General features: G+C 53.7%; 24 protein-coding genes. 18 read left to right on the top strand and 6 right to left on the bottom strand.

Translation table 11 applies throughout. The annotated features are described in order from the left end of the window. Positions 1–177 precede the first annotated feature (177 nt). From ispU to tilS, 15 genes are all read left to right on the top strand, one after another. A complete protein-coding gene (gene ispU, locus I6L53_RS17560; protein ID WP_042323687.1) occupies positions 178–936 on the top strand; it encodes a (2E,6E)-farnesyl-diphosphate-specific ditrans,polycis-undecaprenyl-diphosphate synthase in 759 nt (252 codons plus the stop codon). A gap of 12 nt (positions 937–948) precedes the next feature. Further along, positions 949–1,806, top strand: a complete 858-nt coding sequence (gene cdsA, locus I6L53_RS17555) for a phosphatidate cytidylyltransferase (protein WP_042323685.1) — start codon at positions 949–951, stop codon at positions 1,804–1,806. Between the two features lie 11 nt (positions 1,807–1,817). Then, the gene (gene rseP, locus I6L53_RS17550) at positions 1,818–3,170 is read left to right on the top strand and encodes a sigma E protease regulator RseP (RefSeq protein WP_042323683.1); all 1,353 of its coding nucleotides are present in this window, start codon (positions 1,818–1,820) and stop codon (positions 3,168–3,170) included. A 31-nt stretch (positions 3,171–3,201) separates the two neighbouring features. Beyond that, positions 3,202–5,631 carry an outer membrane protein assembly factor BamA gene (bamA, locus tag I6L53_RS17545; protein WP_042323681.1) on the top strand — a complete coding sequence of 810 codons (2,430 nt, stop codon included), beginning with the start codon at positions 3,202–3,204 and terminating at the stop codon, positions 5,629–5,631. 122 nt (positions 5,632–5,753) lie between these two features. Next, positions 5,754–6,239 carry a molecular chaperone Skp gene (skp, locus tag I6L53_RS17540; RefSeq protein WP_042323679.1) on the top strand — a complete coding sequence of 162 codons (486 nt, stop codon included), beginning with the start codon at positions 5,754–5,756 and terminating at the stop codon, positions 6,237–6,239. Positions 6,240–6,242: 3 nt separating this feature from the next. Next, the gene (lpxD, locus tag I6L53_RS17535) at positions 6,243–7,268 is read left to right on the top strand and encodes a UDP-3-O-(3-hydroxymyristoyl)glucosamine N-acyltransferase (RefSeq protein WP_042323678.1); all 1,026 of its coding nucleotides are present in this window, start codon (positions 6,243–6,245) and stop codon (positions 7,266–7,268) included. Positions 7,269–7,371: 103 nt separating this feature from the next. Further along, complete coding sequence (gene fabZ, locus I6L53_RS17530; RefSeq protein ID WP_003018528.1) at positions 7,372–7,827, top strand: 3-hydroxyacyl-ACP dehydratase FabZ; 456 nt, start codon at positions 7,372–7,374, stop codon at positions 7,825–7,827. Positions 7,828–7,830: 3 nt separating this feature from the next. Next, positions 7,831–8,619, top strand: a complete 789-nt coding sequence (gene lpxA / locus I6L53_RS17525) for an acyl-ACP--UDP-N-acetylglucosamine O-acyltransferase (RefSeq protein WP_042323676.1) — start codon at positions 7,831–7,833, stop codon at positions 8,617–8,619. Continuing rightward, positions 8,619–9,767: a lipid-A-disaccharide synthase gene (gene lpxB / locus I6L53_RS17520; protein ID WP_042323674.1), complete on the top strand. Its 1,149-nt coding sequence runs from the start codon at positions 8,619–8,621 to the stop codon at positions 9,765–9,767. Before lpxA ends, lpxB begins: the two co-directional genes overlap by 1 nt. After that, positions 9,764–10,360, top strand: a complete 597-nt coding sequence (gene rnhB, locus I6L53_RS17515; protein ID WP_042323672.1) for a ribonuclease HII — start codon at positions 9,764–9,766, stop codon at positions 10,358–10,360. The genes lpxB and rnhB overlap by 4 nt, the downstream gene beginning before the upstream one ends. 24 nt (positions 10,361–10,384) lie before the next feature. Further along, the gene (gene dnaE / locus I6L53_RS17510) at positions 10,385–13,867 is read left to right on the top strand and encodes a DNA polymerase III subunit alpha (RefSeq protein WP_042323670.1); all 3,483 of its coding nucleotides are present in this window, start codon (positions 10,385–10,387) and stop codon (positions 13,865–13,867) included. 12 nt (positions 13,868–13,879) lie between these two features. After that, positions 13,880–14,839 carry an acetyl-CoA carboxylase carboxyl transferase subunit alpha gene (accA, locus tag I6L53_RS17505; RefSeq protein WP_042323668.1) on the top strand — a complete coding sequence of 320 codons (960 nt, stop codon included), beginning with the start codon at positions 13,880–13,882 and terminating at the stop codon, positions 14,837–14,839. 99 nt (positions 14,840–14,938) lie between these two features. Continuing rightward, on the top strand, positions 14,939–17,077 hold the full coding sequence (ldcC, locus tag I6L53_RS17500; RefSeq protein ID WP_042323667.1) for a lysine decarboxylase LdcC: 2,139 nt from the start codon (positions 14,939–14,941) through the stop codon (positions 17,075–17,077). A 65-nt stretch (positions 17,078–17,142) separates the two neighbouring features. Further along, on the top strand, positions 17,143–17,532 hold the full coding sequence (locus I6L53_RS17495; RefSeq protein WP_042323664.1) for a VOC family protein: 390 nt from the start codon (positions 17,143–17,145) through the stop codon (positions 17,530–17,532). Between the two features lie 61 nt (positions 17,533–17,593). Further along, complete coding sequence (gene tilS, locus I6L53_RS17490; protein ID WP_042323661.1) at positions 17,594–18,892, top strand: tRNA lysidine(34) synthetase TilS; 1,299 nt, start codon at positions 17,594–17,596, stop codon at positions 18,890–18,892. A gap of 91 nt (positions 18,893–18,983) precedes the next feature. Here the strand turns inward: tilS and rof are convergent, their stop codons facing one another. Then, complete coding sequence (gene rof / locus I6L53_RS17485; protein ID WP_042323659.1) at positions 18,984–19,244, bottom strand: Rho-binding antiterminator; 261 nt, start codon at positions 19,242–19,244, stop codon at positions 18,984–18,986. Further along, on the bottom strand, positions 19,231–19,431 hold the full coding sequence (locus I6L53_RS17480; protein ID WP_042323658.1) for a YaeP family protein: 201 nt from the start codon (positions 19,429–19,431) through the stop codon (positions 19,231–19,233). Before I6L53_RS17480 ends, rof begins: the two co-directional genes overlap by 14 nt. Positions 19,432–19,619: 188 nt before the next feature. Between I6L53_RS17480 and I6L53_RS17475 the strand changes: the two genes are divergently transcribed. Genes I6L53_RS17475 through nlpE form a run of 3 tightly spaced genes read left to right on the top strand, consistent with a single transcriptional unit; the run spans position 19,620 to position 21,312 of the window. After that, on the top strand, positions 19,620–20,165 hold the full coding sequence (locus I6L53_RS17475) for a YaeQ family protein (RefSeq protein ID WP_042323656.1): 546 nt from the start codon (positions 19,620–19,622) through the stop codon (positions 20,163–20,165). Further along, positions 20,162–20,581: an alternative ribosome rescue aminoacyl-tRNA hydrolase ArfB gene (gene arfB / locus I6L53_RS17470; protein WP_042323653.1), complete on the top strand. Its 420-nt coding sequence runs from the start codon at positions 20,162–20,164 to the stop codon at positions 20,579–20,581. The genes I6L53_RS17475 and arfB overlap by 4 nt, the downstream gene beginning before the upstream one ends. Before the next feature lie 56 nt (positions 20,582–20,637). Then, the gene (nlpE, locus tag I6L53_RS17465; RefSeq protein WP_420914404.1) at positions 20,638–21,312 is read left to right on the top strand and encodes an envelope stress response activation lipoprotein NlpE; all 675 of its coding nucleotides are present in this window, start codon (positions 20,638–20,640) and stop codon (positions 21,310–21,312) included. Positions 21,313–21,390: 78 nt separating this feature from the next. Here the strand turns inward: nlpE and I6L53_RS17460 are convergent, their stop codons facing one another. The 4 genes from I6L53_RS17460 to rcsF all read right to left on the bottom strand — a co-directional run bounded on the left by I6L53_RS17460 (position 21,391) and on the right by rcsF (position 25,206). Next, positions 21,391–22,215: a YaeF family permuted papain-like enzyme gene (locus I6L53_RS17460; protein ID WP_042323648.1), complete on the bottom strand. Its 825-nt coding sequence runs from the start codon at positions 22,213–22,215 to the stop codon at positions 21,391–21,393. Positions 22,216–22,268: 53 nt separating this feature from the next. Further along, a complete protein-coding gene (gene proS, locus I6L53_RS17455; RefSeq protein ID WP_042323646.1) occupies positions 22,269–23,987 on the bottom strand; it encodes a proline--tRNA ligase in 1,719 nt (572 codons plus the stop codon). A gap of 110 nt (positions 23,988–24,097) precedes the next feature. Further along, complete coding sequence (gene tsaA / locus I6L53_RS17450; RefSeq protein WP_042323644.1) at positions 24,098–24,805, bottom strand: tRNA (N6-threonylcarbamoyladenosine(37)-N6)-methyltransferase TrmO; 708 nt, start codon at positions 24,803–24,805, stop codon at positions 24,098–24,100. After that, positions 24,802–25,206: an Rcs stress response system protein RcsF gene (gene rcsF / locus I6L53_RS17445; protein WP_042323642.1), complete on the bottom strand. Its 405-nt coding sequence runs from the start codon at positions 25,204–25,206 to the stop codon at positions 24,802–24,804. Before rcsF ends, tsaA begins: the two co-directional genes overlap by 4 nt. Positions 25,207–25,211 lie beyond the last annotated feature (5 nt).

The raw sequence follows: 25,211 nt of genomic DNA, 5'->3' as shown, positions 1-25,211 counted from the left end.
CTACAGGAGATCGTGCTATTTGTTAGCGTTGTGCTTCAGTGATATAGTCTGCGCCACCTGATCGCAGGTATTTGGCTTTTTTCGGTCAGGTAAGCCGTGGTTTGACACGGCTTTTTTGTGTAAAGGCTTCAGTATTCCTGAGTACCGCTAAATCCTTTCAGGGACTATAAACGCGTTATGTTGTCTGCAACTCAACCAGTAAGCGAAAATTTGCCTGCACATGGCTGTCGTCATGTCGCGATCATTATGGATGGCAATGGTCGCTGGGCGAAAAAGCAAGGGAAGATTCGCGCATTTGGGCATAAGGCCGGAGCGAAATCCGTCCGCCGAGCCGTCTCTTTTGCTGCCAACAATGGTATTGATGCGTTAACGCTGTATGCCTTTAGTAGTGAAAACTGGAACCGACCGGCGCAGGAAGTGAGTGCGTTAATGGAGTTATTTGTGTGGGCGCTTGATAGCGAAGTGAAAAGCCTGCATCGCCATAACGTCCGCCTGCGTATTATTGGCGACACCAGTCGATTTAACGCGCGTTTGCAGGAACGTATTCGTAAGTCTGAAGCGCTTACCGCCCAGAATACCGGGTTGACGCTGAATATTGCGGCGAATTACGGCGGACGTTGGGATATTGTCCAGGGAGTCAGACAACTGGCAGAACAGGTGCAGGAAGGTTTACTGCGTCCTGATCAGATTGATGAAGACATACTCAATCAACAAATCTGTATGCATGAGCTGGCTCCGGTGGATTTAGTAATTAGGACTGGGGGAGAGCACCGAATAAGTAACTTTTTGCTTTGGCAAATTGCCTATGCCGAACTTTACTTTACAGATGTTCTCTGGCCCGATTTCGATGAACAAGACTTTGAAGGTGCGCTGCATGCCTTTGCTAATCGAGAGCGTCGTTTCGGCGGCACCGAGCCCGGTGATGATAAAGCCTGATGGGGGTCGCTTTTGCTGAAGTATCGCCTGATTTCTGCTTTTGTTTTAATACCCGTGGTCATCGCGGCACTGTTTTTGCTGCCGCCGGTGGGGTTCGCTATTGTGACGCTGGTTGTTTGTATGCTGGCCGCGTGGGAATGGGGACAGTTAAGCGGTTTTGCCACACGCACGCAACGCGTCTGGCTGGCGGTGCTGTGCGGGCTGTTGCTCGCACTGATGCTGTTTCTGCTGCCGGAATATCATCATAATATTCACCAACCGCTGGTCGAGGCCTCGCTGTGGGCATCCTTGGGCTGGTGGATCGTTGCGTTAGTGCTGGTGTTTTTTTACCCCGGTTCTGCGACGATTTGGCGTAATTCGAAGACATTACGCATCATTTTTGGCGTGCTCACGATCGTTCCCTTCTTCTGGGGAATGTTGGCGCTGCGTGCCTGGCACTACGACGAGAATCATTACAGTGGCGCAATATGGCTGCTCTATGTCATGATCCTGGTCTGGGGCGCTGACTCCGGGGCGTATATGTTTGGCAAACTGTTTGGCAAACATAAACTGGCACCTAAAGTGTCGCCGGGGAAAACCTGGCAAGGCTTTTTTGGTGGCCTCACCACGGCTGCAGTCATCTCCTGGGGTTATGGCATGTGGGCGAACCTGGATGTCGCGCCCGTGACTTTATTAATCTGCTCTATTGTCGCCGCGCTGGCCTCCGTGCTGGGCGATCTGACCGAGAGCATGTTTAAGCGTGAAGCGGGAATTAAAGACAGCGGTCATTTGATTCCAGGACACGGTGGTATTCTGGACCGTATTGATAGCCTGACGGCGGCAGTACCGGTCTTTGCTTGCCTGTTGTTACTGGTATTCAAAACGCTTTAACGGAAGGTTTTATGCTGAGTATTCTCTGGAATCTGGCTGCATTCATTGTCGCACTGGGTGTGCTGATCACCGTGCATGAATTTGGTCATTTCTGGGTTGCCCGGCGCTGCGGTGTCCGTGTCGAGCGCTTTTCTATTGGATTTGGTAAAGCGCTCTGGCGCCGTACCGATCGGTCCGGAACCGAATACGTCATCGCCCTGATCCCGCTGGGCGGCTATGTCAAAATGCTGGATGAACGCGCGGAACCGGTGATCCCGGAGCTGCGTCACCACGCTTTCAACAATAAAACCGTCGGCCAACGTGCAGCGATCATTGCAGCCGGTCCGGTTGCCAATTTCCTCTTTGCCATCTTTGCTTACTGGCTGGTGTTTATCATCGGTGTTCCTGGTGTTCGTCCGGTTGTTGGTGAAATTATGCCCAACTCGATTGCCGCCCAGGCGCAAATTATTCCAGGCACGGAACTTAAAGCCGTTGATGGCATCGAAACCCCTGATTGGGATGCAGTGCGTTTACAGTTGGTCGCAAAAATTGGCGATGAACAGACGACAATCAGCGTGGCGCCTTTCGGCAGCAACCAGCGACAGGAAAAAACGCTGGATTTGCGGCAGTGGGCATTTGAGCCTGATAAGGAAGATCCTGTATCTTCTTTAGGGATTCGACCACGCGGACCGCAGATTGAACCGGTGCTGTCGGAAGTCCAGGCGCAATCCGCCGCAAGTAAGGCGGGTTTGCAAGCAGGCGACAGGATCGTTAAAGTCGATGGTCAACCGCTAACGCAATGGATGACGTTCGTGACCCTGGTGCGCGATAATCCAGGTCAGCCGTTAGCGCTGGAGATTGAAAGGCAGGGGAGTGCCTTGTCTTTGACATTAATTCCGGATTCAAAATCGGGTAATGGGAAGGCAGAAGGTTTTGCCGGCGTTGTGCCGAAAATCATTCCTCTGCCGGATGAGTACAAGACAGTACGCCAGTATGGGCCGTTCAGCGCCATTGCACAGGCCACGGATAAAACGTGGCAGTTGATGAAACTGACGGTCAGTATGCTGGGAAAATTGATAACCGGTGATGTGAAACTGAACAACCTCAGTGGGCCGATTTCTATCGCTCAGGGGGCTGGGATGTCAGCGGAGTTTGGGGTGATTTATTATCTGATGTTCCTTGCGCTGATTAGCGTGAACTTAGGGATAATCAACCTGTTTCCGTTGCCCGTTCTTGACGGGGGGCATCTGCTGTTCCTGGCGATTGAAAAGCTTAAGGGCGGACCGGTATCCGAGCGGGTTCAAGACTTTAGTTATCGCATTGGCTCGATTTTGCTGGTGCTGTTAATGGGGCTTGCACTTTTCAATGATTTCTCTCGGTTGTAAGAGAGTTAGTTAGGAAGAACGCATAATAACGATGGCGATGAAAAAGTTGCTCATAGCGTCGCTGCTGTTTAGCAGCGCGACCGTATACGGTGCTGAAGGGTTCGTAGTGAAGGACATTCATTTCGAAGGCCTGCAGCGTGTCGCCGTTGGTGCGGCCCTCCTCAGTATGCCGGTGCGCACAGGCGACACGGTTAATGATGAAGATATCAGTAATACCATTCGCGCACTGTTTGCCACTGGCAACTTTGAGGATGTTCGTGTCCTTCGCGATGGCGATACGCTTCTGGTTCAGGTAAAAGAGCGTCCGACGATTGCCAGCATCACCTTCTCCGGTAACAAATCGGTGAAAGATGACATGCTGAAGCAAAACCTCGAGGCTTCTGGCGTGCGTGTTGGCGAATCTCTGGATCGCACCACCATTGCCGATATCGAGAAAGGTCTGGAAGACTTCTACTACAGCGTCGGTAAATACAGTGCCAGTGTGAAAGCGGTTGTCACACCACTGCCGCGCAACCGTGTTGACCTTAAACTGGTGTTCCAGGAAGGGGTATCGGCGAAGATCCAGCAGATCAACATCGTTGGTAACCATGCCTTCAGCACGGATGAACTGATCTCTCACTTCCAGTTGCGTGATGAAGTTCCGTGGTGGAACGTCGTTGGCGATCGCAAATACCAGAAGCAGAAACTGGCGGGTGACCTTGAAACCCTGCGCAGCTACTATCTGGATCGCGGTTACGCACGTTTCAACATTGACTCAACGCAGGTCAGCCTGACCCCGGATAAGAAAGGGATCTACATTACTGTGAACATCACGGAAGGCGAGCAGTATAAGCTTTCTGGCGTTCAGGTAACGGGCAACCTGGCGGGGCACTCTGCTGAGATCGAAAGCCTGACGAAAATTGAGCCGGGTGAACTCTATAACGGCACCAAAGTGACCAAAATGGAAGATGATATTAAGAAGCTTCTGGGTCGCTATGGCTATGCTTATCCACGCGTTCAATCGCAACCTGAAATCAATGATACTGACAAAACGGTTAAGCTACGCGTAAACGTCGATGCGGGTAACCGTTTCTACGTGCGTAAGATCCGTTTTGAAGGTAACGATACGTCCAAAGATGCCGTCCTGCGTCGCGAAATGCGTCAGATGGAAGGGGCATGGCTGGGCAGCGATATGGTTGATCAGGGTAAAGAGCGTCTGAACCGTCTGGGTTACTTTGAAACGGTCGACACCGACACGCAGCGTGTTCCGGGCAGCCCGGACCAGGTTGATGTGGTCTATAAGGTGAAAGAGCGTAACACAGGTAGCTTCAACTTCGGTGTCGGTTACGGTACGGAAAGCGGCGTAAGCTTCCAGGCGGGTGTTCAGCAGGATAACTGGCTGGGTACTGGCTACGCGGTGGGGATTAACGGTACCAAGAACGATTACCAGACCTACAGCGAACTCTCTGTTACCAACCCGTACTTCACCGTTGATGGCGTGAGCCTGGGTGGCCGCGTCTTCTATAACGACTTTGATGCGAACGATGCGGATCTGTCTGACTATACCAACAAAAGTTATGGTACAGACGTCACGCTGGGCTTCCCGATCAACGAATACAACACCTTGCGTGCTGGCTTAGGGTATGTACACAACTCCCTGTCCAACATGCAGCCGCAGGTCGCGATGTGGCGTTATTTGAACTCCGTAGGTGAATACCCGGATAACTCGAATGACCGCAACTCTTACAGCGCTAACGACTTCACCTTCAACTATGGTTGGACGTACAACAAGCTTGACCGTGGCTTCTTTCCGACGGAAGGGACCCGCGTCAACCTGAATGGTAAGGTGACAATTCCTGGCTCTGATAACGAGTTCTACAAAGCGACGCTGGATACCGCGACCTACGTACCGATCGATGACGATCACAAGTGGGTGGTTCTCGGTCGTACCCGTTGGGGTTACGGTGATGGATTCGGCGGCAAAGAAATGCCGTTCTATGAGAACTTCTATGCCGGTGGTTCCAGTACCGTGCGTGGCTTCCAGTCCAACACCATTGGTCCGAAAGCGGTCTATTTCCCGTCCAGCAGTCGTCATGATGGTGATAACGACTACGATAACGAATGTGAGAGTACTCAGTCAGCGCCGTGTAAATCGGATGACGCAGTGGGCGGTAACGCCATGGCTGTCGCCAGCCTGGAATTCATTACCCCAACACCGTTCATCAGTGATAAATACGCTAACTCGGTTCGTACTTCGTTCTTCTGGGATATGGGTACCGTCTGGGATACAAACTGGGATTCAAGTGCATATTCCGGTTATCCGGACTACAGTGATCCGAGCAATATCCGTATGTCTGCTGGTATCGCATTACAATGGATGTCCCCATTGGGGCCGTTGGTCTTCTCCTACGCCCAGCCGTTTAAGGATTACGATGGAGACAAAAAAGAGCAGTTCCAGTTTAACATTGGTAAAACCTGGTAATTGTTCTTCGCAAAGGAATGTAATGGTAGTGTAGCGATGACTTTAGGCGATCTTGCATGGGATCGCCTGGCCACGCAAAGAACTGTACCTTCGGGTGCAAATGGGATGGTAAGGAGTTTATTGTGAAAAAGTGGTTATTAGCGGCAGGTCTCGGTTTAGCAATGGTTACGTCTGCACAGGCTGCTGACAAAATTGCAATCGTCAACATGGGTAGCCTGTTCCAGCAGGTTGCACAGAAGACCGGTGTTTCCAATACGTTGGAAAATGAGTTTAAAGGCCGCGCGAGCGAACTGCAGCGTATGGAATCCGATCTGCAATCTAAAATGCAGCGTCTGCAGTCCATGAAAGCGGGCAGCGATCGTACTAAGCTGGAAAAAGACGTGATGGCTCAGCGCCAGACCTTCTCTCAGAAAGCGCAGGCTTTTGAGCAGGATCGTGCACGTCGTTCCAACGAAGAACGTGGCAAACTGGTTACTCGTATCCAGACTGCTGTGAAATCTGTTGCCAGCAGCCAGAGCATCGATCTGGTCGTTGACGCGAACACCGTTGCTTACAACAGCAGCGATGTAAAAGACATCACCGCTGACGTACTGAAACAGGTTAAATAAGTAATGCCTTCAATTCGACTGGCTGATTTAGCAGAGCAGTTGGATGCAGAATTACACGGTGATGGCGATCTCGTCATCACCGGCGTTGCGTCCATGCAATCTGCGCAAACGGGTCACATCACGTTCATGGTGAATCCGAAATACCGTGAGCACCTGGCCCTATGCCAGGCGTCTGCCGTTGTCATGACGCAGGACGATCTTCCTTTTGCTAAGAGTGCTGCACTGGTAGTGAAGAACCCCTACCTGACGTACGCGCGAATGGCGCAAATTTTAGATACCACGCCGCAGCCGGCACAGAACATTGCACCGAGTGCAGTGGTTGATGCGACGGCAACGCTGGGTAGCAATGTTTCGATCGGCGCGAATGCGGTGATTGAATCTGGCGTGGAGCTTGGCGATAACGTAGTTATCGGGGCGGGCTGCTTCGTCGGGAAAAATACGAAAATTGGGGCCGGTTCGCGCCTGTGGGCGAATGTATCGGTTTACCACGACATTCAGATCGGTGAGAATTGCCTGATCCAGTCCAGTACGGTCATTGGTGCTGATGGTTTTGGCTATGCCAACGACCGTGGTAATTGGGTGAAGATCCCGCAGTTAGGTCGCGTCATTATTGGCGATCGCGTGGAGATCGGCGCTTGTACTACCATTGACCGTGGTGCACTGGATGACACTGTGATCGGCAATGGGGTTATCATTGATAACCAGTGTCAGATTGCACATAACGTTGTGATTGGCGACAATACGGCAGTTGCCGGGGGTGTCATCATGGCGGGCAGCCTGAAGATTGGCCGTTACTGCATGATCGGTGGTGCCAGCGTAATCAACGGGCATATGGAAATATGCGACAAGGTTACCGTGACGGGCATGGGGATGGTGATGCGTCCCATCACTGAACCTGGCGTCTATTCCTCAGGCATTCCGCTGCAACCTAACAAAGTATGGCGTAAGACAGCCGCGCTGGTGATGAACATTGATGATATGAGCAAGCGCCTCAAAGCCATTGAGCGCAAGGTTAATCAACAAGACTAAACGCTCACCCGGTCACACATACTTTACGGCCTGTCGGCATTCATACGATTGCGGCAGGCCGTGTTATTATTGGCTTTTAGCATATTTGGACAGGAAGAGTATTTTGACTACTAACACTCATACTCTGCATATTGAAGAGATTTTAGAACTTCTGCCGCACCGTTTTCCGTTTTTACTGGTTGACCGTGTGCTGGACTTTGAAGAAGGTCGTTTTCTGCGCGCAGTGAAAAATGTCTCCGTTAACGAGCCGTTTTTCCAGGGGCATTTCCCGGGTAAACCGATTTTCCCTGGCGTGCTGATTCTGGAAGCAATGGCACAGGCTACCGGTATTCTTGCGTTTAAAAGCGTAGGAAAACTGGAGCCAGGAGAACTCTATTATTTCGCGGGTATCGATGAAGCACGCTTTAAGCGTCCCGTTGTGCCAGGCGATCAGATGATCATGGAAGTCACTTTCGAGAAAACGCGCCGTGGCCTGACCCGCTTTAAAGGGGTTGCGCTGGTTGACGGTAAAGTAGTTTGCGAAGCAACGATGATGTGCGCTCGTAGCCGGGAGGCCTGATACGTGATTGATAAATCCGCCTTTATTCATCCAACCGCCATTGTGGAAGAGGGTGCCTCACTCGGCGCTAACGTTCACATTGGTCCTTTTTGCCTTGTTGGACCCCATGTTGAAATTGGTGAGGGTACCGTACTGAAGTCTCACGTTGTCGTGAATGGTCATACTAAAATTGGCCGCGATAACGAGATATATCAGTTCGCCTCCATCGGCGAAGTGAACCAGGATCTGAAATATGCTGGTGAACCAACCCGAGTGGAAATTGGCGATCGTAACCGCATTCGCGAAAGCGTTACCATTCATCGTGGCACAGTGCAAGGCGGTGGATTGACGAAGGTGGGCAGCGATAACTTACTGATGATCAATGCCCATGTGGCGCACGATTGCACAATAGGGGATCGCTGTATTCTGGCGAATAACGCCACACTTGCAGGTCACGTCTCGCTGGATGATTACGTCATCATTGGCGGCATGACCGCCGTGCATCAGTTCTGCATTATCGGTGCACACGTGATGGTCGGTGGCTGTTCTGGCGTTGCTCAGGACGTTCCGCCGTACGTTATTGCTCAGGGCAACCACGCGACGCCATTTGGCGTCAACATCGAAGGGTTGAAGCGTCGCGGCTTTACCCGCGAGGCGATCACCGCCATCCGCAATGCTTACAAAGCGTTGTACCGTAGCGGCAAAACGCTGGAAGAAGTAAAACCGGAAATCGCCGAGCTGGCGAAGCAGTATCCGGAAGTACAGGCGTTCAGCGATTTCTTTGCCCGCTCAACGCGCGGTCTGATTCGTTAATGGCAGAACAGCGCCCCTTAACGATAGCCCTGGTCGCCGGAGAAACTTCCGGCGATATTCTTGGTGCCGGCTTAATCCGGGCGCTGAAAGCGCGCGTACCCGACGCGCGTTTCGTCGGCGTTGCCGGCCCGCGCATGCAGGCCGAAGGCTGTGAAGCCTGGTATGAGATGGAAGAACTGGCGGTGATGGGCATTGTGGAAGTGCTTGGGCGCCTGCGTCGTCTGCTGCATATCCGCGCCGATCTGACCCGTCGATTTACCGAGTTACAGCCCGATGTCTTTGTCGGCATTGATGCACCCGATTTCAATATCACCCTCGAAGGGAATCTGAAAAAACAGGGTATCAAAACGATTCATTACGTCAGTCCGTCCGTCTGGGCGTGGCGACAGAAACGTGTTTTCAAAATAGGCAGATCGACCAACATGGTTCTGGCTTTTCTGCCTTTCGAAAAAGCGTTTTACGACAAGTACAACGTACCGTGCCGTTTTATCGGTCACACGATGGCGGACGCGATGCCGCTGGATCCAGATAAAAATGCGGCACGCGATGTGCTGGGAATCCCCCATGATGCGCACTGCCTGGCATTATTACCCGGCAGTCGCGGTGCGGAAGTAGAAATGCTCAGCGCCGACTTCCTGAAAACGGCCCAACTGTTGCGCCAGAGCTACCCCGATCTTGAAGTGGTGGTGCCGCTGGTCAACGCTAAACGGCGTGAGCAGTTCGAGCAGATCAAAGCAGAGGTTGCACCGGAGCTTTCCGTCCACATGCTGGATGGGATGGGGCGTGAAGCAATGGTTGCCAGTGATGCCGCGCTGCTGGCATCCGGTACCGCTGCGCTCGAGTGTATGCTGGCGAAATGCCCGATGGTGGTGGGATATCGCATGAAGCCCTTTACGTTCTGGCTGGCGAAGCGACTGGTGAAGACCGATTATGTCTCGCTGCCAAACCTGCTGGCGGGAAGGGAACTGGTGAAAGAGCTATTGCAGGAAGAGTGCGAGCCGCAAAAGCTGGCTGAGGCGCTTCTCCCCTTGCTGGCGAACGGTAAAACCAGCCATGCGATGCACGATACTTTCCGCGAACTGCATCAGCAGATCCGCTGTAACGCCGATGAGCAGGCGGCGGATGCGGTCCTGGAGTTAGCACGATGATCGAATTTGTTTATCCGCACGCGCATTTAGTGGCGGGTGTGGATGAAGTCGGACGCGGTCCGTTGGTCGGTGCGGTCGTCACCGCTGCCGTGATCCTTGACCCGGCGCGCCCGATTGTAGGTCTAAACGATTCCAAAAAATTATCTGAAAAGCGCCGTCTGGCGCTGTATGACGAAATCAAAGAAAAAGCGTTGAGCTGGAGCCTGGGTCGTGCAGAACCGCACGAGATCGATGAGCTGAATATTCTTCATGCCACGATGCTGGCGATGCAGCGAGCGGTGGCGGGGTTACATATTGCGCCGGAATATGTGCTGATCGACGGTAATCGCTGCCCGGCATTGCCTGTGCCGTCCCTGGCGGTGGTGAAGGGCGACAGTCGGGTGGCAGAAATTAGCGCCGCGTCGATTCTTGCTAAAGTCACGCGTGATGCCGAAATGGCCGCGCTGGATAGCGTTTTCCCGCAATATGGTTTTGCCCAGCACAAAGGGTATCCAACCGCTTTCCATCTGGAAAAACTGGCTGAACATGGCGCAACGGAGCATCACCGACGCAGTTTTGCTCCCGTTAAACGCGCACTGGGACTCGCGTCCTGATTCTTGTGTTGAAGGAATCTGAAGATGTCTGAACCTCGTTTCGTCCACCTGCGGGTGCACAGCGACTACTCCATGATCGATGGGCTGGCGAAAACCGGACCGCTGGTGAAAAAGGCGGCCGCGTTGGGCATGCCTGCGCTGGCGATCACCGATTTTACTAACCTCTGTGGTCTGGTGAAGTTCTACGGAGCGGGTCATGGCGCCGGGATTAAACCCATTGTTGGCGCTGATTTCCATGTTCAGAGCGAGCTGATGGGTGATGAACTCACGCATCTGACGGTGCTCGCCGCGAATAACACCGGTTATCAAAATCTCACCCTGCTGATCTCCAGAGCTTATCAGCGTGGTTACGGCGCGGCGGGACCGATTATCGACCGTGACTGGCTGATCGAACTGAAAGAAGGGTTGATCCTGCTGTCTGGCGGGCGCATGGGTGACGTCGGGCGCAGTCTTCTGCGCGGCAACAGCGCGCTGGTCGAAGAGTGTGTCGCTTTCTATGAAGAACACTTCCCGGATCGTTATTTCCTTGAGCTGATCCGGACCGGCAGACCCGATGAAGAAAATTATCTGCACGCGGCCGTTGAGCTGGCGGAAGCACGCGGTTTGCCGGTGGTCGCCACCAACGACGTGCGCTTCATCAATAGTGAAGACTTTGACGCGCATGAAATTCGCGTTGCTATTCACGATGGCTTTACCCTCGACGATCCCAAACGTCCGCGTAACTACTCGCCGCAGCAATATATGCGTTCGGAAGAGGAGATGTGCGAACTCTTCTCCGATATTCCGGAAGCGCTGGAAAACACGGTCGAAATAGCAAAACGCTGCAACGTCACGGTGCGTCTGGGTGAGTACTTCCTGCCGCAGTTCCCGACCGGCGATATGACCACGGAAGATTTCCTGGTCCAGAAGTCGAAAGAGGGGCTGGAAGAGCGTCTGGCCTTTCTGTTCCCGGATGAAGCTGAGCGGAAAGAGAAACGTCCGCCATACGATGAACGTCTGGATATCGAGCTACAGGTCATCAACCAGATGGGGTTCCCGGGCTACTTCCTCATCGTAATGGAATTTATCCAGTGGTCGAAAGACAACGGCGTGCCGGTAGGCCCGGGCCGTGGTTCCGGTGCGGGATCGTTGGTGGCCTATGCGCTGAAAATCACCGACCTTGATCCGCTGGAGTTTGACCTGCTGTTCGAACGTTTCCTTAACCCGGAGCGTGTCTCCATGCCTGACTTCGACGTTGACTTCTGTATGGAGAAACGCGACCAGGTGATCGAACACGTTGCGGACATGTACGGTCGTGATGCGGTATCGCAGATTATTACTTTCGGTACGATGGCGGCGAAAGCGGTGATCCGCGACGTTGGCCGTGTACTGGGCCATCCGTACGGTTTTGTCGACAGGATTTCGAAGCTGGTGCCGCCTGACCCAGGGATGACGCTGGCGAAAGCCTTCGAAGCAGAACCGCAACTGCCAGAAATTTATGAGGCAGATGAAGAAGTTAAAGCGCTGATCGACATGGCGCGTAAGCTGGAAGGCGTGACCCGTAACGCCGGTAAACACGCTGGTGGTGTGGTTATCGCCCCGACGAAAATCACCGATTTCGCGCCGCTGTACTGTGATGAACAGGGGCTGCACCCGGTTACTCAGTTTGATAAAAACGACGTGGAATATGCCGGCCTCGTGAAGTTCGACTTCCTCGGCCTGCGTACGCTGACTATCATCAACTGGGCGCTGGAGATGATCAACGCCCGCCGCGAGAAGAACGGCGAGCCGCCGCTGGATATTGCCGCTATCCCGCTGGACGACAAGAAAAGCTTCGACATGCTGCAACGCTCGGAAACCACCGCGGTCTTCCAGCTTGAATCCCGCGGCATGAAAGACCTGATTAAACGTCTGCAGCCTGACTGCTTCGAAGATATGATCGCACTGGTGGCGCTGTTCCGCCCTGGGCCGTTGCAGTCCGGGATGGTAGATAACTTCATCGACCGTAAGCACGGGCGTGAAGAGATTTCCTATCCGGATGTGCAGTGGCAACACGAAAGCCTGAAACCAGTACTGGAACCGACCTACGGCATCATCCTGTATCAGGAACAGGTCATGCAGATTGCCCAGGTGCTCTCTGGCTATACTCTTGGCGGCGCGGACATGCTGCGTCGTGCGATGGGTAAGAAAAAGCCGGAAGAGATGGCCAAGCAGCGCGGCACCTTCGAAGAAGGGGCGAAAAAGAACGGCGTTGACGGCGAACTGGCAATGAAAATTTTCGACCTGGTGGAGAAATTCGCCGGGTATGGATTTAACAAATCGCACTCTGCCGCTTACGCGCTGGTCTCTTACCAGACGCTGTGGTTGAAAGCGCACTATCCTGCTGAGTTTATGGCGGCGGTGATGACCGCCGATATGGACAACACCGAGAAGGTGGTGGGACTGGTGGACGAATGCTGGCGCATGGGGCTGAAGATCCTGCCACCGGATATCAACTCCGGGCTGTATCACTTCCACGTCAACGATGATGGCGAGATTGTCTATGGCATCGGCGCGATCAAAGGCGTGGGTGAAGGTCCGATCGAGGCGATCATCGAGGCGCGTAACAACGGCGGCTACTTCCGTGAGTTGTTCGATCTTTGCGCGCGCACCGATACCAAAAAGCTCAATCGGCGGGTGCTGGAAAAACTGATCATGTCCGGGGCGTTCGACCGGCTGGGGCCGCATCGCGCTGCGCTGATGAACTCGCTGGGCGATGCGCTGAAAGCCGCCGACCAGCACGCGAAAGCAGAAGCGATTGGTCAGGCGGATATGTTCGGTGTGCTGGCGGAAGAGCCGGAGCAAATAGAACAGTCCTACGCCAACTGCCAGCCGTGGCCGGAACAGGTGGTGTTAGACGGGGAACGCGAGACGTTGGGGTTATACCTGACGGGTCACCCTATCAATCAGTATTTGAAAGAAATTGAGCGCTATGTCGGAGGCTACCGGCTGAAAGACATGCATCCGACAGAACGTGGTAAAGTGACCACGGCTGCGGGGCTCGTGATTGCTGCAAGGGTTATGGTCACCAAGCGCGGCAATCGTATCGGCATCTGTACGCTGGATGACCGTTCCGGACGTCTGGAGGTGATGTTATTTACCGACGCCCTGGATAAATACCAGCAATTGCTGGAAAAAGACCGCATACTTATCGTCAGCGGACAGGTCAGCTTTGATGACTTCAGCGGGGGGCTTAAAATGACCGCCCGCGAAGTGATGGATATTGACGAAGCCCGGGAAAAATATGCTCGCGGGCTTGCTATCTCGCTGACGGACAGGCAAATTGATGACCAGCTTTTAAACCGACTCCGTCAGTCTCTGGAACCCCACCGCTCGGGGACAATTCCAGTACATCTCTACTATCAGAGGGCGGATGCACGTGCGCGGTTGCGTTTTGGCGCGACGTGGCGTGTCTCTCCGAGCGATCGTTTGCTAAACGATCTCCGTGGCCTCATTGGTTCGGAGCAGGTGGAACTGGAGTTTGACTAATACAGGAATACTATGAGTCTGAATTTCCTTGATTTTGAACAGCCGATTGCAGAGCTGGAAGCAAAAATCGATTCTCTGACTGCGGTGAGCCGTCAGGACGAGAAACTGGATATTAACATCGATGAAGAAGTGCATCGCCTGCGTGAAAAGAGCGTAGAGCTGACGCGCAAAATCTTCGCCGATCTTGGCGCATGGCAGGTTGCCCAACTGGCACGCCATCCGCAGCGTCCTTACACCCTGGATTATGTTCGCCTGGCGTTTGATGAATTTGACGAACTGGCGGGCGATCGCGCTTATGCAGACGATAAAGCTATCGTTGGCGGCATCGCGCGTCTGGATGGTCGTCCGGTGATGATCATTGGTCACCAGAAAGGCCGCGAGACAAAAGAAAAAATCCGTCGTAACTTCGGTATGCCGGCGCCGGAAGGCTATCGTAAAGCGCTGCGTCTGATGGAAATGGCCGAGCGTTTCCACATGCCGATCATTACCTTTATCGACACGCCGGGTGCCTATCCGGGCGTCGGTGCAGAAGAGCGCGGTCAGTCTGAAGCCATCGCCCGCAACCTGCGTGAAATGTCACGTCTGAGCGTGCCGGTTATCTGCACCGTGATCGGTGAAGGGGGATCCGGCGGTGCGCTGGCGATTGGCGTGGGTGACAAAGTGAATATGCTGCAATACAGTACCTATTCTGTGATCTCCCCGGAAGGCTGTGCGTCCATTCTGTGGAAAAGCGCGGACAAAGCGCCGCTGGCTGCAGAAGCAATGGGTATCATCGCTCCGCGACTGAAAGAGCTGAAGCTGATTGACTCCATCATCCCGGAACCGCTGGGTGGGGCGCATCGCAACCCGGAAGTGATGGCGGCTTCGCTGAAAGCACAACTGCTGGCCGATCTTGCCGATCTCGATGTTCTGAGCACTGAAGATTTGAAAAACCGTCGCTATCAGCGTCTGATGAGCTACGGCTACGCGTAAGCGTTGACCATTCCGAAAAAGGGCCACGAATTGTGGCCCTTTTTTTTACCTGCGCTTTGAACCCGCTATGATTAGCTTAGGTTTTTCCAGGAGGAACGCATGAACATCATCGCCATCATGGGGCCGCACGGGGTTTTTTATAAAGATGAGCCCATCAAGGAGCTTGAGCGTGCGCTGCAATCACAGGGATTTCAGATCATCTGGCCGCAAAACAGCGTCGACCTGCTGAAATTTATCGAACATAACCCGCGCATTTGCGGGGTAATTTTTGACTGGGATGAGTACAGTCTCGATCTGTGCAGCGAGATTAACCAGCTCAATGAATATTTACCGCTGTATGCGTTTATCAACACGCACTCAACCATGGACGTCAGCGTTCACGACATGCGCATGGCGTTATGGTTTTTTGAGTATGCGCTGGGGCAGGCGGAAGATATTGCAACGCGTATTCGCCAGTACACCAACGAATACCTCGACAATATCACGCCGCCCTTCACCAGAGCGCTGTTCACCTATGTGAAAGAGGGGAAATACACCTTTTGCACGCCGGGACACATGGCTGGAACAGCCTATCAAAAAAGCCCGGTTGGCTGCCTGTTCTATGACTTTTTCGGCGGCAATACTTTAAAGGCGGATGTGTCGATATCGGTCACTGAGCTGGGCTCGTTACTCGACCACACCGGACCGCACCTGGAGGCCGAAGAGTACATTGCCAGAACCTTCGGCGCAGAACAGAGTTACATGGTGACCAACGGCACCTCCACTTCAAACAAAATTGTGGGCATGTATGCCGCGCCGACGGGCAGTACGCTGTTGATTGACCGCAACTGCCATAAGTCGCTGGCGCATTTGTTGATGATGAGCGACGTGGTCCCGATCTGGCTGAAACCGACGCGTAATGCGCTCGGCATTTTGGGTGGCATTCCTAAGCGTGAATTTACGCGTGAGAGTATTGCGAGCAAAGTTGCCGCCACGGCGCAGGCGCAGTGGCCGGTTCACGCGGTGATCACCAACTCAACCTATGACGGTCTGCTGTATAACACCAACTGGATCAAGCAGACGCTGGATGTCCCTTCTATCCACTTCGATTCTGCCTGGGTGCCCTATACGCACTTTCATCCCATTTATCAGGGGAAAAGCGGGATGAGCGGTGAGCGAGTACCTGGAAAGGTTTTCTTTGAAACGCAATCCACCCACAAAATGCTGGCGGCGTTGTCGCAGGCGTCGCTGATCCATATTAAAGGGGACTATGACGAAGAGACCTTCAACGAAGCTTTCATGATGCACACCTCTACCTCACCGAGCTATCCCATTGTTGCCTCCATTGAGACGGCAGCGGCGATGCTGCGGGGAAATTCCGGCAGGCGATTAATCAATCGCTCAGTGGAGCGTGCGCTGCATTTTCGCAAAGAGGTACAGCGCCTGCGTGAAGAGTCTGACGGTTGGTTCTTTGATATCTGGCAGCCGGAAGACGTTGATGAAGCCGAGTGCTGGCCGGTTGCGCCTGGTGAAGACTGGCACGGATTTACCGATGCCGACGACGATCATATGTTCCTCGACCCGGTGAAAGTAACGATCCTGACACCTGGTATGGATGAGCAGGGAAAGATGAGTGAGGAAGGGATCCCCGCCGCGCTGGTCGCGAAATTTCTCGATGAGCGCGGTGTGGTGGTGGAAAAAACCGGTCCGTACAACCTGCTGTTTCTCTTTAGTATCGGTATTGATAAAACCCGAGCGATGGGGCTGTTGCGTGGCCTGACCGAATTTAAACGCTCTTACGATCTCAATTTACGCGTGAAGAATATGCTGCCGGATCTGTATGCAGAAGATCCTGACTTTTATCGCAACATGCGTATCAAGGATCTGGCGCAAGGGATCCATAAGCTCATCCGCCAGCACGATCTTTCCGGACTGATGCTGCGTGCGTTTGATACCTTGCCGGAAATGGTCATGACGCCGCATCAGGCCTGGCAGCGGCAGATCAAAGGCGAAGTCGAAACGGTGACGCTCGATCAACTGGTGGGGCGTGTGTCGGCGAATATGATCCTGCCGTATCCCCCCGGTGTTCCACTGCTGATGCCGGGAGAAATGATCACCGGGCAGAGTCGCGCCGTACTCGATTTCCTGTTGATGCTCTGTTCTGTCGGTCACCACTATCCAGGTTTTGAAACGGATATTCACGGGACGAAGCAGGATGACGATGGCGTATACCACGTACGAGTCTTAAAAACGGCGTGACGACTTGCCTTCAGCGCCCCTGGGCGGGTAACGTGCTGATGATAAATAAAGGAGATGAAGACACTATGCTGGGATTAAAACAGGTTCACCATATTGCGATCATTGCGACAGACTATGCCGCGAGTAAGTCCTTCTATTGCGATATTCTGGGGTTTACGCTGATGAGCGAAGCCTATCGCGAAGAACGAGATTCGTGGAAGGGCGATCTGGCGCTGAACGGACAATATGTGATTGAGCTTTTTTCATTTCCTTTTCCGCCAGCGCGTCCAGGTCGTCCGGAAGCCTGCGGTTTGCGCCATCTGGCATTCAGCGTGGATGATCTGGATAAATCGGTTGCACATCTGGAGGCAAATCACGTCAGTTGCGAAGCCATCCGCATTGATCCCTTCACCAACAAGCGCTTTACCTTTTTTAAAGACCCGGATGGCCTGCCGCTTGAATTGTATGAGCAGTAAGACTTGTTATTGCGACGATTGCCCGGTAACGTGCCGGGCAACGTCACTGTAAATAACCGCTATGACAACACTCACGCTGAACACCTCGCTTATCACCTCCCGACAGATACTGGTCGCTTTTAGCGGCGGTCTCGACTCTACTGTGCTTCTGCATCAACTGGTGCAATGGCGGGCGCAGCAACCGACACTCTCACTTCGCGCCATTCACATCCATCATGGACTGAGCGCTCACGCCGATGAATGGGTGGCACATTGCGAAGCCCTCTGTGCGCAATGGCAGGTACCGCTGGTGGTGGAACGGGTAACGTTGGTGGACGAGGGACTGGGGATTGAAGCACATGCCCGGCAGGCGCGTTATCAGGCGTTCGCCGACGCGTTGCTGCCCGGTGAGGTGCTGGTGACCGCTCAGCACCTTGACGATCAGTGTGAAACCTTTTTACTGGCGCTCAAACGCGGTAGCGGTCCGGCGGGGCTGTCTGCCATGGCGGAGATTTCTGCGTTTGCCGGCACGCAGCTCATCCGTCCGCTGCTGACGCAAACCCGTGCGGCGCTGGAAGAATGGGCAAGGCAACATCAGCTTCGCTGGATTGAAGATGAAAGCAATCAGGATGACGCCTACGATCGCAACTTCCTGCGTTTGCAGGTTCTGCCGCTACTGCAACAGCGCTGGCCGCATTTCGCCGACGCCACAGCGCGTAGCGCCGCGCTGTGCGCTGAGCAGGAGAGTCTGCTGGATGAACTGCTTGCCGATGAACTGTCAGGTTGCACCACGGCAAACGGAACGCTCATGCTTACGCCGCTCATGGCGATGAGCCGTGTCCGGCGTGCAGCATTGCTTCGCCGCTGGCTGGCCGCGCAAAATGCGCCAATGCCTTCCCGCGATGGGCTGGAGCGTCTCTGGCAGGAGGTTGCGCTGGCGCGTGAAGATGCTTCCCCCTGTCTGCGCTTTGGTGACTATGAGGTGCGGCGTTATCAGGGGCAACTATGGTGGGTTAAATCTGCTGTCGGGCAGAGTGAGACCATACTGCCCTGGTCTTGCTGGCAGATGCCGCTCACGCTGCCTGCCGGACTGGGCCATCTTCGGCTACAGCCAGGGGGGAAATTGCGCATGCCTCGTAAGGATGAGTGCGTCAGTATCCGTTTTAAGGCACCGGGAATGCTGCATATCGTTGGCCGCAACGGCGGGCGTAAGCTAAAGAAAATCTGGCAGGAGCTGAATGTGCCGTCCTGGCGACGCGATACTACGCCATTGCTGTTTTACGGTGAAACGCTGATTGCGGCTGCTGGGGTATTTATCACGCGTGAGGGGCTTGCAGAGGGGGAATCGGGGGTGAAATTGGTGTGGGATACGAGCATCTGAAATGCCTGATGACGCTGCGCTTATCAGGCCTACGTATCGCATGGCGCGTAGGCCGGATAAGGTGCTTGCACCGCCATCCGGCAACACATACTCAGGATTCGCTAACCACCACGGTACCAATTTCCGGATGGCTGAAGCTGACAATTTTGTCGAGACGAAGCTCGCGTGTTTCACCCGCAACCTCGGTGATCAGATATTCCACGTTTTTCCGTGAAACCAGATCGTTGGCTTTCGCCTGCAAAACTTCGCCATCTTTCAGTTCCAGCGTCAGTAATAAATGATGCTGGCAGGCGAGCTCGAGGTTGTCGTAGTCATCACAGTTGATGGGTTGGTATGTATCATTCATTGACATAATCGCTCACCAGTAAGTTCGCCGCAGCATACGCCGCCTTTTCCCTGACCGACTCTGAAAGGGCACTGTCTGCCGCTATTTCATTAAGCACCTTCAATACGCAACCCAGCGCATCCGGGATATACCCTAAGTCTCCGCTGGCGATTTCCGCATACCGCTTGCGTATTAACTCACAATATTTTTCCACATGCCCTCCTGTCAGCATTCTGACTTAACCGTGGATGCAAGTCTAAGCCTACGAAGATAAACTCTGTTTAGCAAGGTGACTATACCACAGCCATTCACGCAATATCAGCGCCTTGATTGATGATCCTCTGACAGCCTTTTTGCTCCATTTTCGCTACAATGACCGCCTGATTCGAAAGGAGTTTTTCCATGGCGCTTAAAGCGACAATTTACAAAGCCGTTATCAACGTGGCGGACCTTGACCGTAACCAGTTTCTCGATGCGGCATTGACGCTGGCGCGTCACCCTTCTGAAACCCAGGAGCGCATGATGCTGCGTCTGCTGGCGTGGATTAAGTATGCGGATGAGCGTCTCCAGTTTACGCGTGGCTTAAGCGCGGAGGATGAGCCGGAAGCGTGGTTGCGTAACGATCATCTGGGGATCGACTTGTGGATCGAGCTGGGATTACCGGATGAACGGCGTATTAAGAAGGCGTGCTCGCTGTCTGCTGACGTGGCGCTGTTTGCCTATAACAGCCGGGCGGCACAGATCTGGTGGCAGCAAAACCAGAGCAAATGCGCGCAGTTTTCGAATCTCACCGTCTGGTATCTGGACGATGAACAACTGGCCCAACTCAGCGCCTTTGCGAATCGAACCATGACGCTACAGGCGACGATTCAGGACGGTGCGATCTGGTTGTCTGATTCTCAGAATAATCTGGAAATTCATCTGACGTCGTGGCATCAGCCGGCATGATCGTCATTTCGCGAACGGTCTCGATCCCTGACGATGAGCTGGAAATCACCGCCATTCGCGCCCAGGGCGCAGGAGGACAGCACGTCAATAAGACCTCAACGGCGATACATTTGCGTTTTGACATTCGGGCCTCCAGCCTGCCAGAGTATTATAAGGAACGTCTGCTGGCCGCCAGTCATCATCTGATTACGGCTGATGGCGTGATGATTATTAAGGCGCAGGAGTACCGCAACCAGGAACTCAACCGGGAAGCGGCGCTTGCCAGGCTGGTGGCGGTTATAAAAGAACTTACCGCAGAACAAAAAAGCCGACGCGCAACCCGACCGACGCGGGCATCGAAAGAGCGAAGATTAAATTCGAAGGCGCAGAAATCCTCAGTAAAAGCCCTTCGCGGGAAAGTCCGTCGCGATGACTGACGGGCAGGAATAAAAATTGATAGGGAGTCAGGGTGAAAAAAACACTACTTTCAGCAATGGCGGCGTTAACGCTCTTCGCATTGATTGGTTGTAATAACCGTTCAGACGTTGACGTTATCCAGCCGACTCAGGTTGCAGAATTAAAACCGATGCAGCAAAGCTGGCGAGGCATTCTACCTTGTGCCGACTGCGAGGGAATTGAAACCTCCCTGTTTCTGGAGAAAGATGGCACATGGGTAATGAACGAACGCTATCAGGGCGTGCGTGAAGAACCGTCTTCTTTTGCCTCCTACGGCACCTGGGCGCGTACGGCCGATAAACTGGTGCTGACCGACAGTCAGGGTGAGAAATCTTACTATCGTGCGAAAGGAGAAGCGCTGGAGATGCTGGATCGGGAAGGTAATCCGATCGAGTCGCAGCTCAACTATACGCTTGCCCCCGTGAAATCGAGCTTACCAGTAACGCCGATGGCGATGCGGGGCATGTATTTCTATATGGCGGATGCCGCGACCTTTACCGACTGTGCGACCGGAAAGCAGGTTTCTGTTGCCAGTAACGCGGAGCTGGAACGCGGGTATCTTGCCGCCCGAGGTGCCAGTGAAAAACCGGTGCTGTTATCCGTCGAAGGGCACTTCACGCTGGAGGCAAATCCGGATACTCATGAGCCGGTGAAAACGCTGATGGCCGATAAAGAGATTAAATTTATCCCAGGTAAGAGCTGCACCGACTGAGGGATAGGCTGAACGAAAGCTGTCCGGGTGACCGGACAGTTATCGTCTTATCCGCTGTTTTGCTATTGCGTATCGCGCTTAACGCGTCAGTCCTACAAAACGTCCCGTCTTGATATAAATCCCTAACTTCAAATGACCGACATAGCGTAACTGCGTTTCTGGCTTAAAGGCAGCAACGTCGCCTTCCCGCATGTGCATCAGGTCGGCAGGGCTGATCCACCCCGACTGCGCCAGGGTTAGCGGATGTCCCGCTTTAGCATATGCATCGGTTACGAATTCGGAACAAAACCACGCCGTTTTTTCTCCCTCGCGGGGATCGCTGAGTTGCGCTTTCGCCAGTCCGCTAATGCACTGCTGGCGGAAATCCTCGGAAAAAGGGTTAAGCGAACACATCTGGCGGGTCATCATAAACGGAATAAATTCCACGATGCCGCGATAGTTGTAGCCGCTGTTTTTTATTTTGTAGGCAAAGGCTTTGATCTCCGCGGCCTGTAGCGGGGTCAGTTCCGGAACTCTCAGGGCAAAAAGCTTATCGCTATGCTTCATCGCCTGGGCGAGCGAAACGATTTTCACGCCAGCCCCAGTGGCTTCAGCCACTTCATTATTTCCCAGGTAGACGGCAACGTGGCTTACGGAAGCGTTACTGAACGCGCGGATACCTAATGAGGTGACCCCAAGGCTGGAGGAGAACAACAGATCGCCAGGCTTAAGATCGGTATCGGTAATTTCGACCAGCGCTTTATTTGTGAAGGAGATCTGTCGCTGGAATTTAACCGCCCATTTTTGGGACTGCGCATCAATGGCGGCGGCGGATTTATCCGGCGGGCTGACATCAACGGTGCAGGCCGAAAGCAAAAGAAGGCAAGGGAGGAACAGGCGGTAATGCGCCGTTGGTTTAGCCATTTTATACAATCCATGTAAAAAAGAGGCCCTGAAAATCAGAGCCTCTTATAACATCAGCCTTTAATCTGTTTGACCAGATAGTTGACGATGTCGCCGGTTTTTATCAGCTGTTTCTCGCCATTGCGACGGTATTTGTATTCAATATCATCGTTGTCGAGGTTACGGTCGCCCAGCACGATAGTGTGCGGAATACCGATCAGTTCCATATCCGCGAACATCACGCCAGGACGCTCTTTACGATCGTCCATCAGCACTTCGATGCCCTGCGCACGCAGCTCTGCATACAGTTTTTCAGCCAGTTCCTGCACGCGGTAGGACTTGTGCATGTTCATCGGCAGAATTGCCACCTGGAATGGGGCGATAGCGTCCGGCCAGACGATTCCGCGCTCATCATAGTTCTGTTCAATGGCAGCAGCCACCACACGGGTAACCCCGATACCGTAGCAGCCCATGGTCAGGATCTGATTGCGGCCATCTTCACCCTGAACGGCGGCTTTCATCGCTTCCGAATACTTGGTGCCCAACTGGAAGATATGACCGACTTCGATACCGCGTTTGATAAGCAGCGTGCCCTTACCATCCGGGCTCGGATCGCCGGCGACAACATTACGGATGTCAGCAATTTCTGGGGTTGCGACATCGCGATCCCAGTTAATGCCGAAGTAGTGTTTACCATCCACGTTAGCGCCTGCCGCAAAATCACTCATTACAGCAACGGTACGGTCGATAATCACCGGCACCGGCATGTTCACCGGACCCAGGGAACCCGGACCGGCTTTCACCAGGGCACGGATCTCTTCTTCGGTCGCGAACGTCAGCGGGCTGGCAACCTGCGGCAGTTTTTCCGCTTTGACTTCGTTCAGCTCATGATCGCCACGAACCAGCAGCGCGACAAGCGGAGACTTACTGCCTTCCACGGCTTTTACCAGCAGAGTTTTAACGGTTTTTTCGATCGGCAGAGTAAACTGTTCAACCAATTCGGCGATGGTTTTCGCGTTCGGTGTATCAACCAGCGTCATCTCTTGTGTCGCAGCGGCACGCGGTTCTTTTGGCGCAACGGCTTCTGCAAATTCTATATTGGCCGCGTAGTCAGAGGAATCAGAGAAGATCACATCGTCTTCACCGCTCTGCGCCAGTACCTGGAATTCGTGCGAGGCGCTGCCGCCAATAGAGCCGGTGTCTGCCTGTACTGCGCGGAAATCCAGCCCCATACGGCTGAAGATCTTACTATAAGCCGCGTACATCGCGTCGTAGGTTTCCTGAAGCGATTCCTGAGAGGTATGGAAAGAGTAAGCATCTTTCATCAGGAATTCACGGGAGCGCATCACGCCGAAACGCGGACGCACTTCGTCACGGAATTTAGTCTGGATCTGATAGAAGTTCAGCGGGAGCTGTTTGTAAGAGCTGAGCTCGTTACGAATCAGGTCGGTGATCACTTCTTCGTGCGTTGGGCCGAGTACGAACGGACGCTCGCCACGGTCAACAAAACGCAGCAGCTCCGGACCGTACTGTTCCCAACGACCACTCTCTTGCCACAGATCAGCGGGCTGAACGACTGGCATAGACACCTCGATCGCACCGGCGTTATTCATCTCTTCACGCACGATGTTCTCGACTTTTTTCAGGACGCGCACGCCGGTCGGCAGCCAGGTATATAACCCGGAGGCCAGCTTGCGGATCATCCCGGCGCGCAGCATCAGCTGGTGGCTGATAACCTCGGCGTCGGCAGGTGTCTCCTTCAGAGTGGAGAGCAGGTATTGGCTAGTACGCATGTTGTTACGGTTCCAGTTGAACGATCGAACAGGCTCAATGTGAGCCTGACACAAAAAAAGTAACTCAGTTTACCAGCGAGAAAGGGATGTCAAAAGAGAAGGGCGTGAAATTAGCGGGGTTCAAGCGCAAAGACTTCGAAACCCGTCTCGGTTACGCGCCAGCGCACGTTGAAATCGTGCAGCCAGACGGCGTAGGTTTTGCCTGTCTCTTCCCCTTTCCGATAGGCTGGACGCGGATCCTGCGCCAGCACATCACGTATAAACGTTTTCAGCAGAGGATAACGTTTTTCCAGCGCGGGAAACTGTTGGTCAATCTCGTCGGTAAAACTCACCAGCATTTCAGCCTGCGGCGCCTGCTGTGCATAGCTGGCTGTCGCATCCGGCAGAGATTCCGCAAATGGCAGGTAGGGCTTGATGTCGATGACCGGCGTACCGTCGACCAGGTCCAGGCTGCCCAGTTGCAGAATGACCTGATCTTTCTGACAGACAATTCCTTTTAGCTCGACCAGCGACATGCCGACGGGATTGGGGCGAAACGTTGAGCGCGTGGCAAATACGCCCATCCGTGCGTTGCCGCCAAGACGAGGCGGGCGCACGGTTGGGCGCCATCCCCCTTCCATCGTCTGATGGAAAACAAAGATCACCCATAAGTGGCTGAATGCTTCAAGACCGCGTACCGCATCGGCCTGATTATAGGGCGACAGCAGATGCAGTTCGCCGTTGACGCTTTTTACCAGCCCAGGCTGGCGTGGAACGGCGAACTTCTCTTTGTAGGGTGAGCGAATGACACCGATTTGCTCAAACTGAAAATGACTCATTTGGCCGAGATATTGAGTGCAGAACCAATGCAGACAGCCTGACGATAACAGCCCGGCGTTCCGCTGGTGACTTCACAGCTATGCAGTAAAACGGCATTGGCTTTCATTTTCGACGCATTGATCTGCATACGTTTACGAGCCGTTGGGATGTTCGGTGGAGAGTCCTGGTTAGAGGCCTGACAGGATTCACCGGTCACTTCACCGAGATCGCGGAACGGCTTGCCGACCAGATCTTCAGCATTGGTGTAAATTCTGACGGGGACCGCGCGCGGCGCTTTCGGTTTTTCCGGCTCCGCTTTAGGCGGGGTTGCGGTGCTTTGAACGGGTTCAACAGGGGATCTGCTTAGCATAGAACAGCCGCTCAGCATGAGTGCCAATAAACAGATCGGTAAAGCACGCATAATAT

The sequence above is a fragment of the Citrobacter farmeri genome (genome assembly GCF_019048065.1).
In the GTDB taxonomy this organism is placed as follows: domain Bacteria; phylum Pseudomonadota; class Gammaproteobacteria; order Enterobacterales; family Enterobacteriaceae; genus Citrobacter_A; species Citrobacter_A farmeri.
Note: the sequence above shows the minus strand (reverse complement) of the source record. Positions and strands in the feature narration are given on the sequence as shown.

What these genes read in the sequence shown, in the direction of transcription:
- ldcC (WP_042323667.1), top strand. Translation starts at nt 14,939, where the DNA reads ATGAACATCATCGCCATCATGGGGCCGCACGGGGTTTTTTATAAAGAT.
- lpxD (WP_042323678.1), top strand. Translation starts at nt 6,243, where the DNA reads ATGCCTTCAATTCGACTGGCTGATTTAGCAGAGCAGTTGGATGCAGAA.
- rof (WP_042323659.1), bottom strand. Translation starts at nt 19,244, where the DNA reads ATGTCAATGAATGATACATACCAACCCATCAACTGTGATGACTACGAC.
- tsaA (WP_042323644.1), bottom strand. Translation starts at nt 24,805, where the DNA reads ATGAGTCATTTTCAGTTTGAGCAAATCGGTGTCATTCGCTCACCCTAC.
- ispU (WP_042323687.1), top strand. Translation starts at nt 178, where the DNA reads ATGTTGTCTGCAACTCAACCAGTAAGCGAAAATTTGCCTGCACATGGC.
- rnhB (WP_042323672.1), top strand. Translation starts at nt 9,764, where the DNA reads ATGATCGAATTTGTTTATCCGCACGCGCATTTAGTGGCGGGTGTGGAT.
- tilS (WP_042323661.1), top strand. Translation starts at nt 17,594, where the DNA reads ATGACAACACTCACGCTGAACACCTCGCTTATCACCTCCCGACAGATA.
- rcsF (WP_042323642.1), bottom strand. Translation starts at nt 25,206, where the DNA reads ATGCGTGCTTTACCGATCTGTTTATTGGCACTCATGCTGAGCGGCTGT.
- dnaE (WP_042323670.1), top strand. Translation starts at nt 10,385, where the DNA reads ATGTCTGAACCTCGTTTCGTCCACCTGCGGGTGCACAGCGACTACTCC.
- I6L53_RS17495 (WP_042323664.1), top strand. Translation starts at nt 17,143, where the DNA reads ATGCTGGGATTAAAACAGGTTCACCATATTGCGATCATTGCGACAGAC.
- nlpE (WP_420914404.1), top strand. Translation starts at nt 20,638, where the DNA reads ATGGCGGCGTTAACGCTCTTCGCATTGATTGGTTGTAATAACCGTTCA.
- proS (WP_042323646.1), bottom strand. Translation starts at nt 23,987, where the DNA reads ATGCGTACTAGCCAATACCTGCTCTCCACTCTGAAGGAGACACCTGCC.
- I6L53_RS17460 (WP_042323648.1), bottom strand. Translation starts at nt 22,215, where the DNA reads ATGGCTAAACCAACGGCGCATTACCGCCTGTTCCTCCCTTGCCTTCTT.
- bamA (WP_042323681.1), top strand. Translation starts at nt 3,202, where the DNA reads ATGGCGATGAAAAAGTTGCTCATAGCGTCGCTGCTGTTTAGCAGCGCG.
- lpxB (WP_042323674.1), top strand. Translation starts at nt 8,619, where the DNA reads ATGGCAGAACAGCGCCCCTTAACGATAGCCCTGGTCGCCGGAGAAACT.
- I6L53_RS17475 (WP_042323656.1), top strand. Translation starts at nt 19,620, where the DNA reads ATGGCGCTTAAAGCGACAATTTACAAAGCCGTTATCAACGTGGCGGAC.
- rseP (WP_042323683.1), top strand. Translation starts at nt 1,818, where the DNA reads ATGCTGAGTATTCTCTGGAATCTGGCTGCATTCATTGTCGCACTGGGT.
- arfB (WP_042323653.1), top strand. Translation starts at nt 20,162, where the DNA reads ATGATCGTCATTTCGCGAACGGTCTCGATCCCTGACGATGAGCTGGAA.
- accA (WP_042323668.1), top strand. Translation starts at nt 13,880, where the DNA reads ATGAGTCTGAATTTCCTTGATTTTGAACAGCCGATTGCAGAGCTGGAA.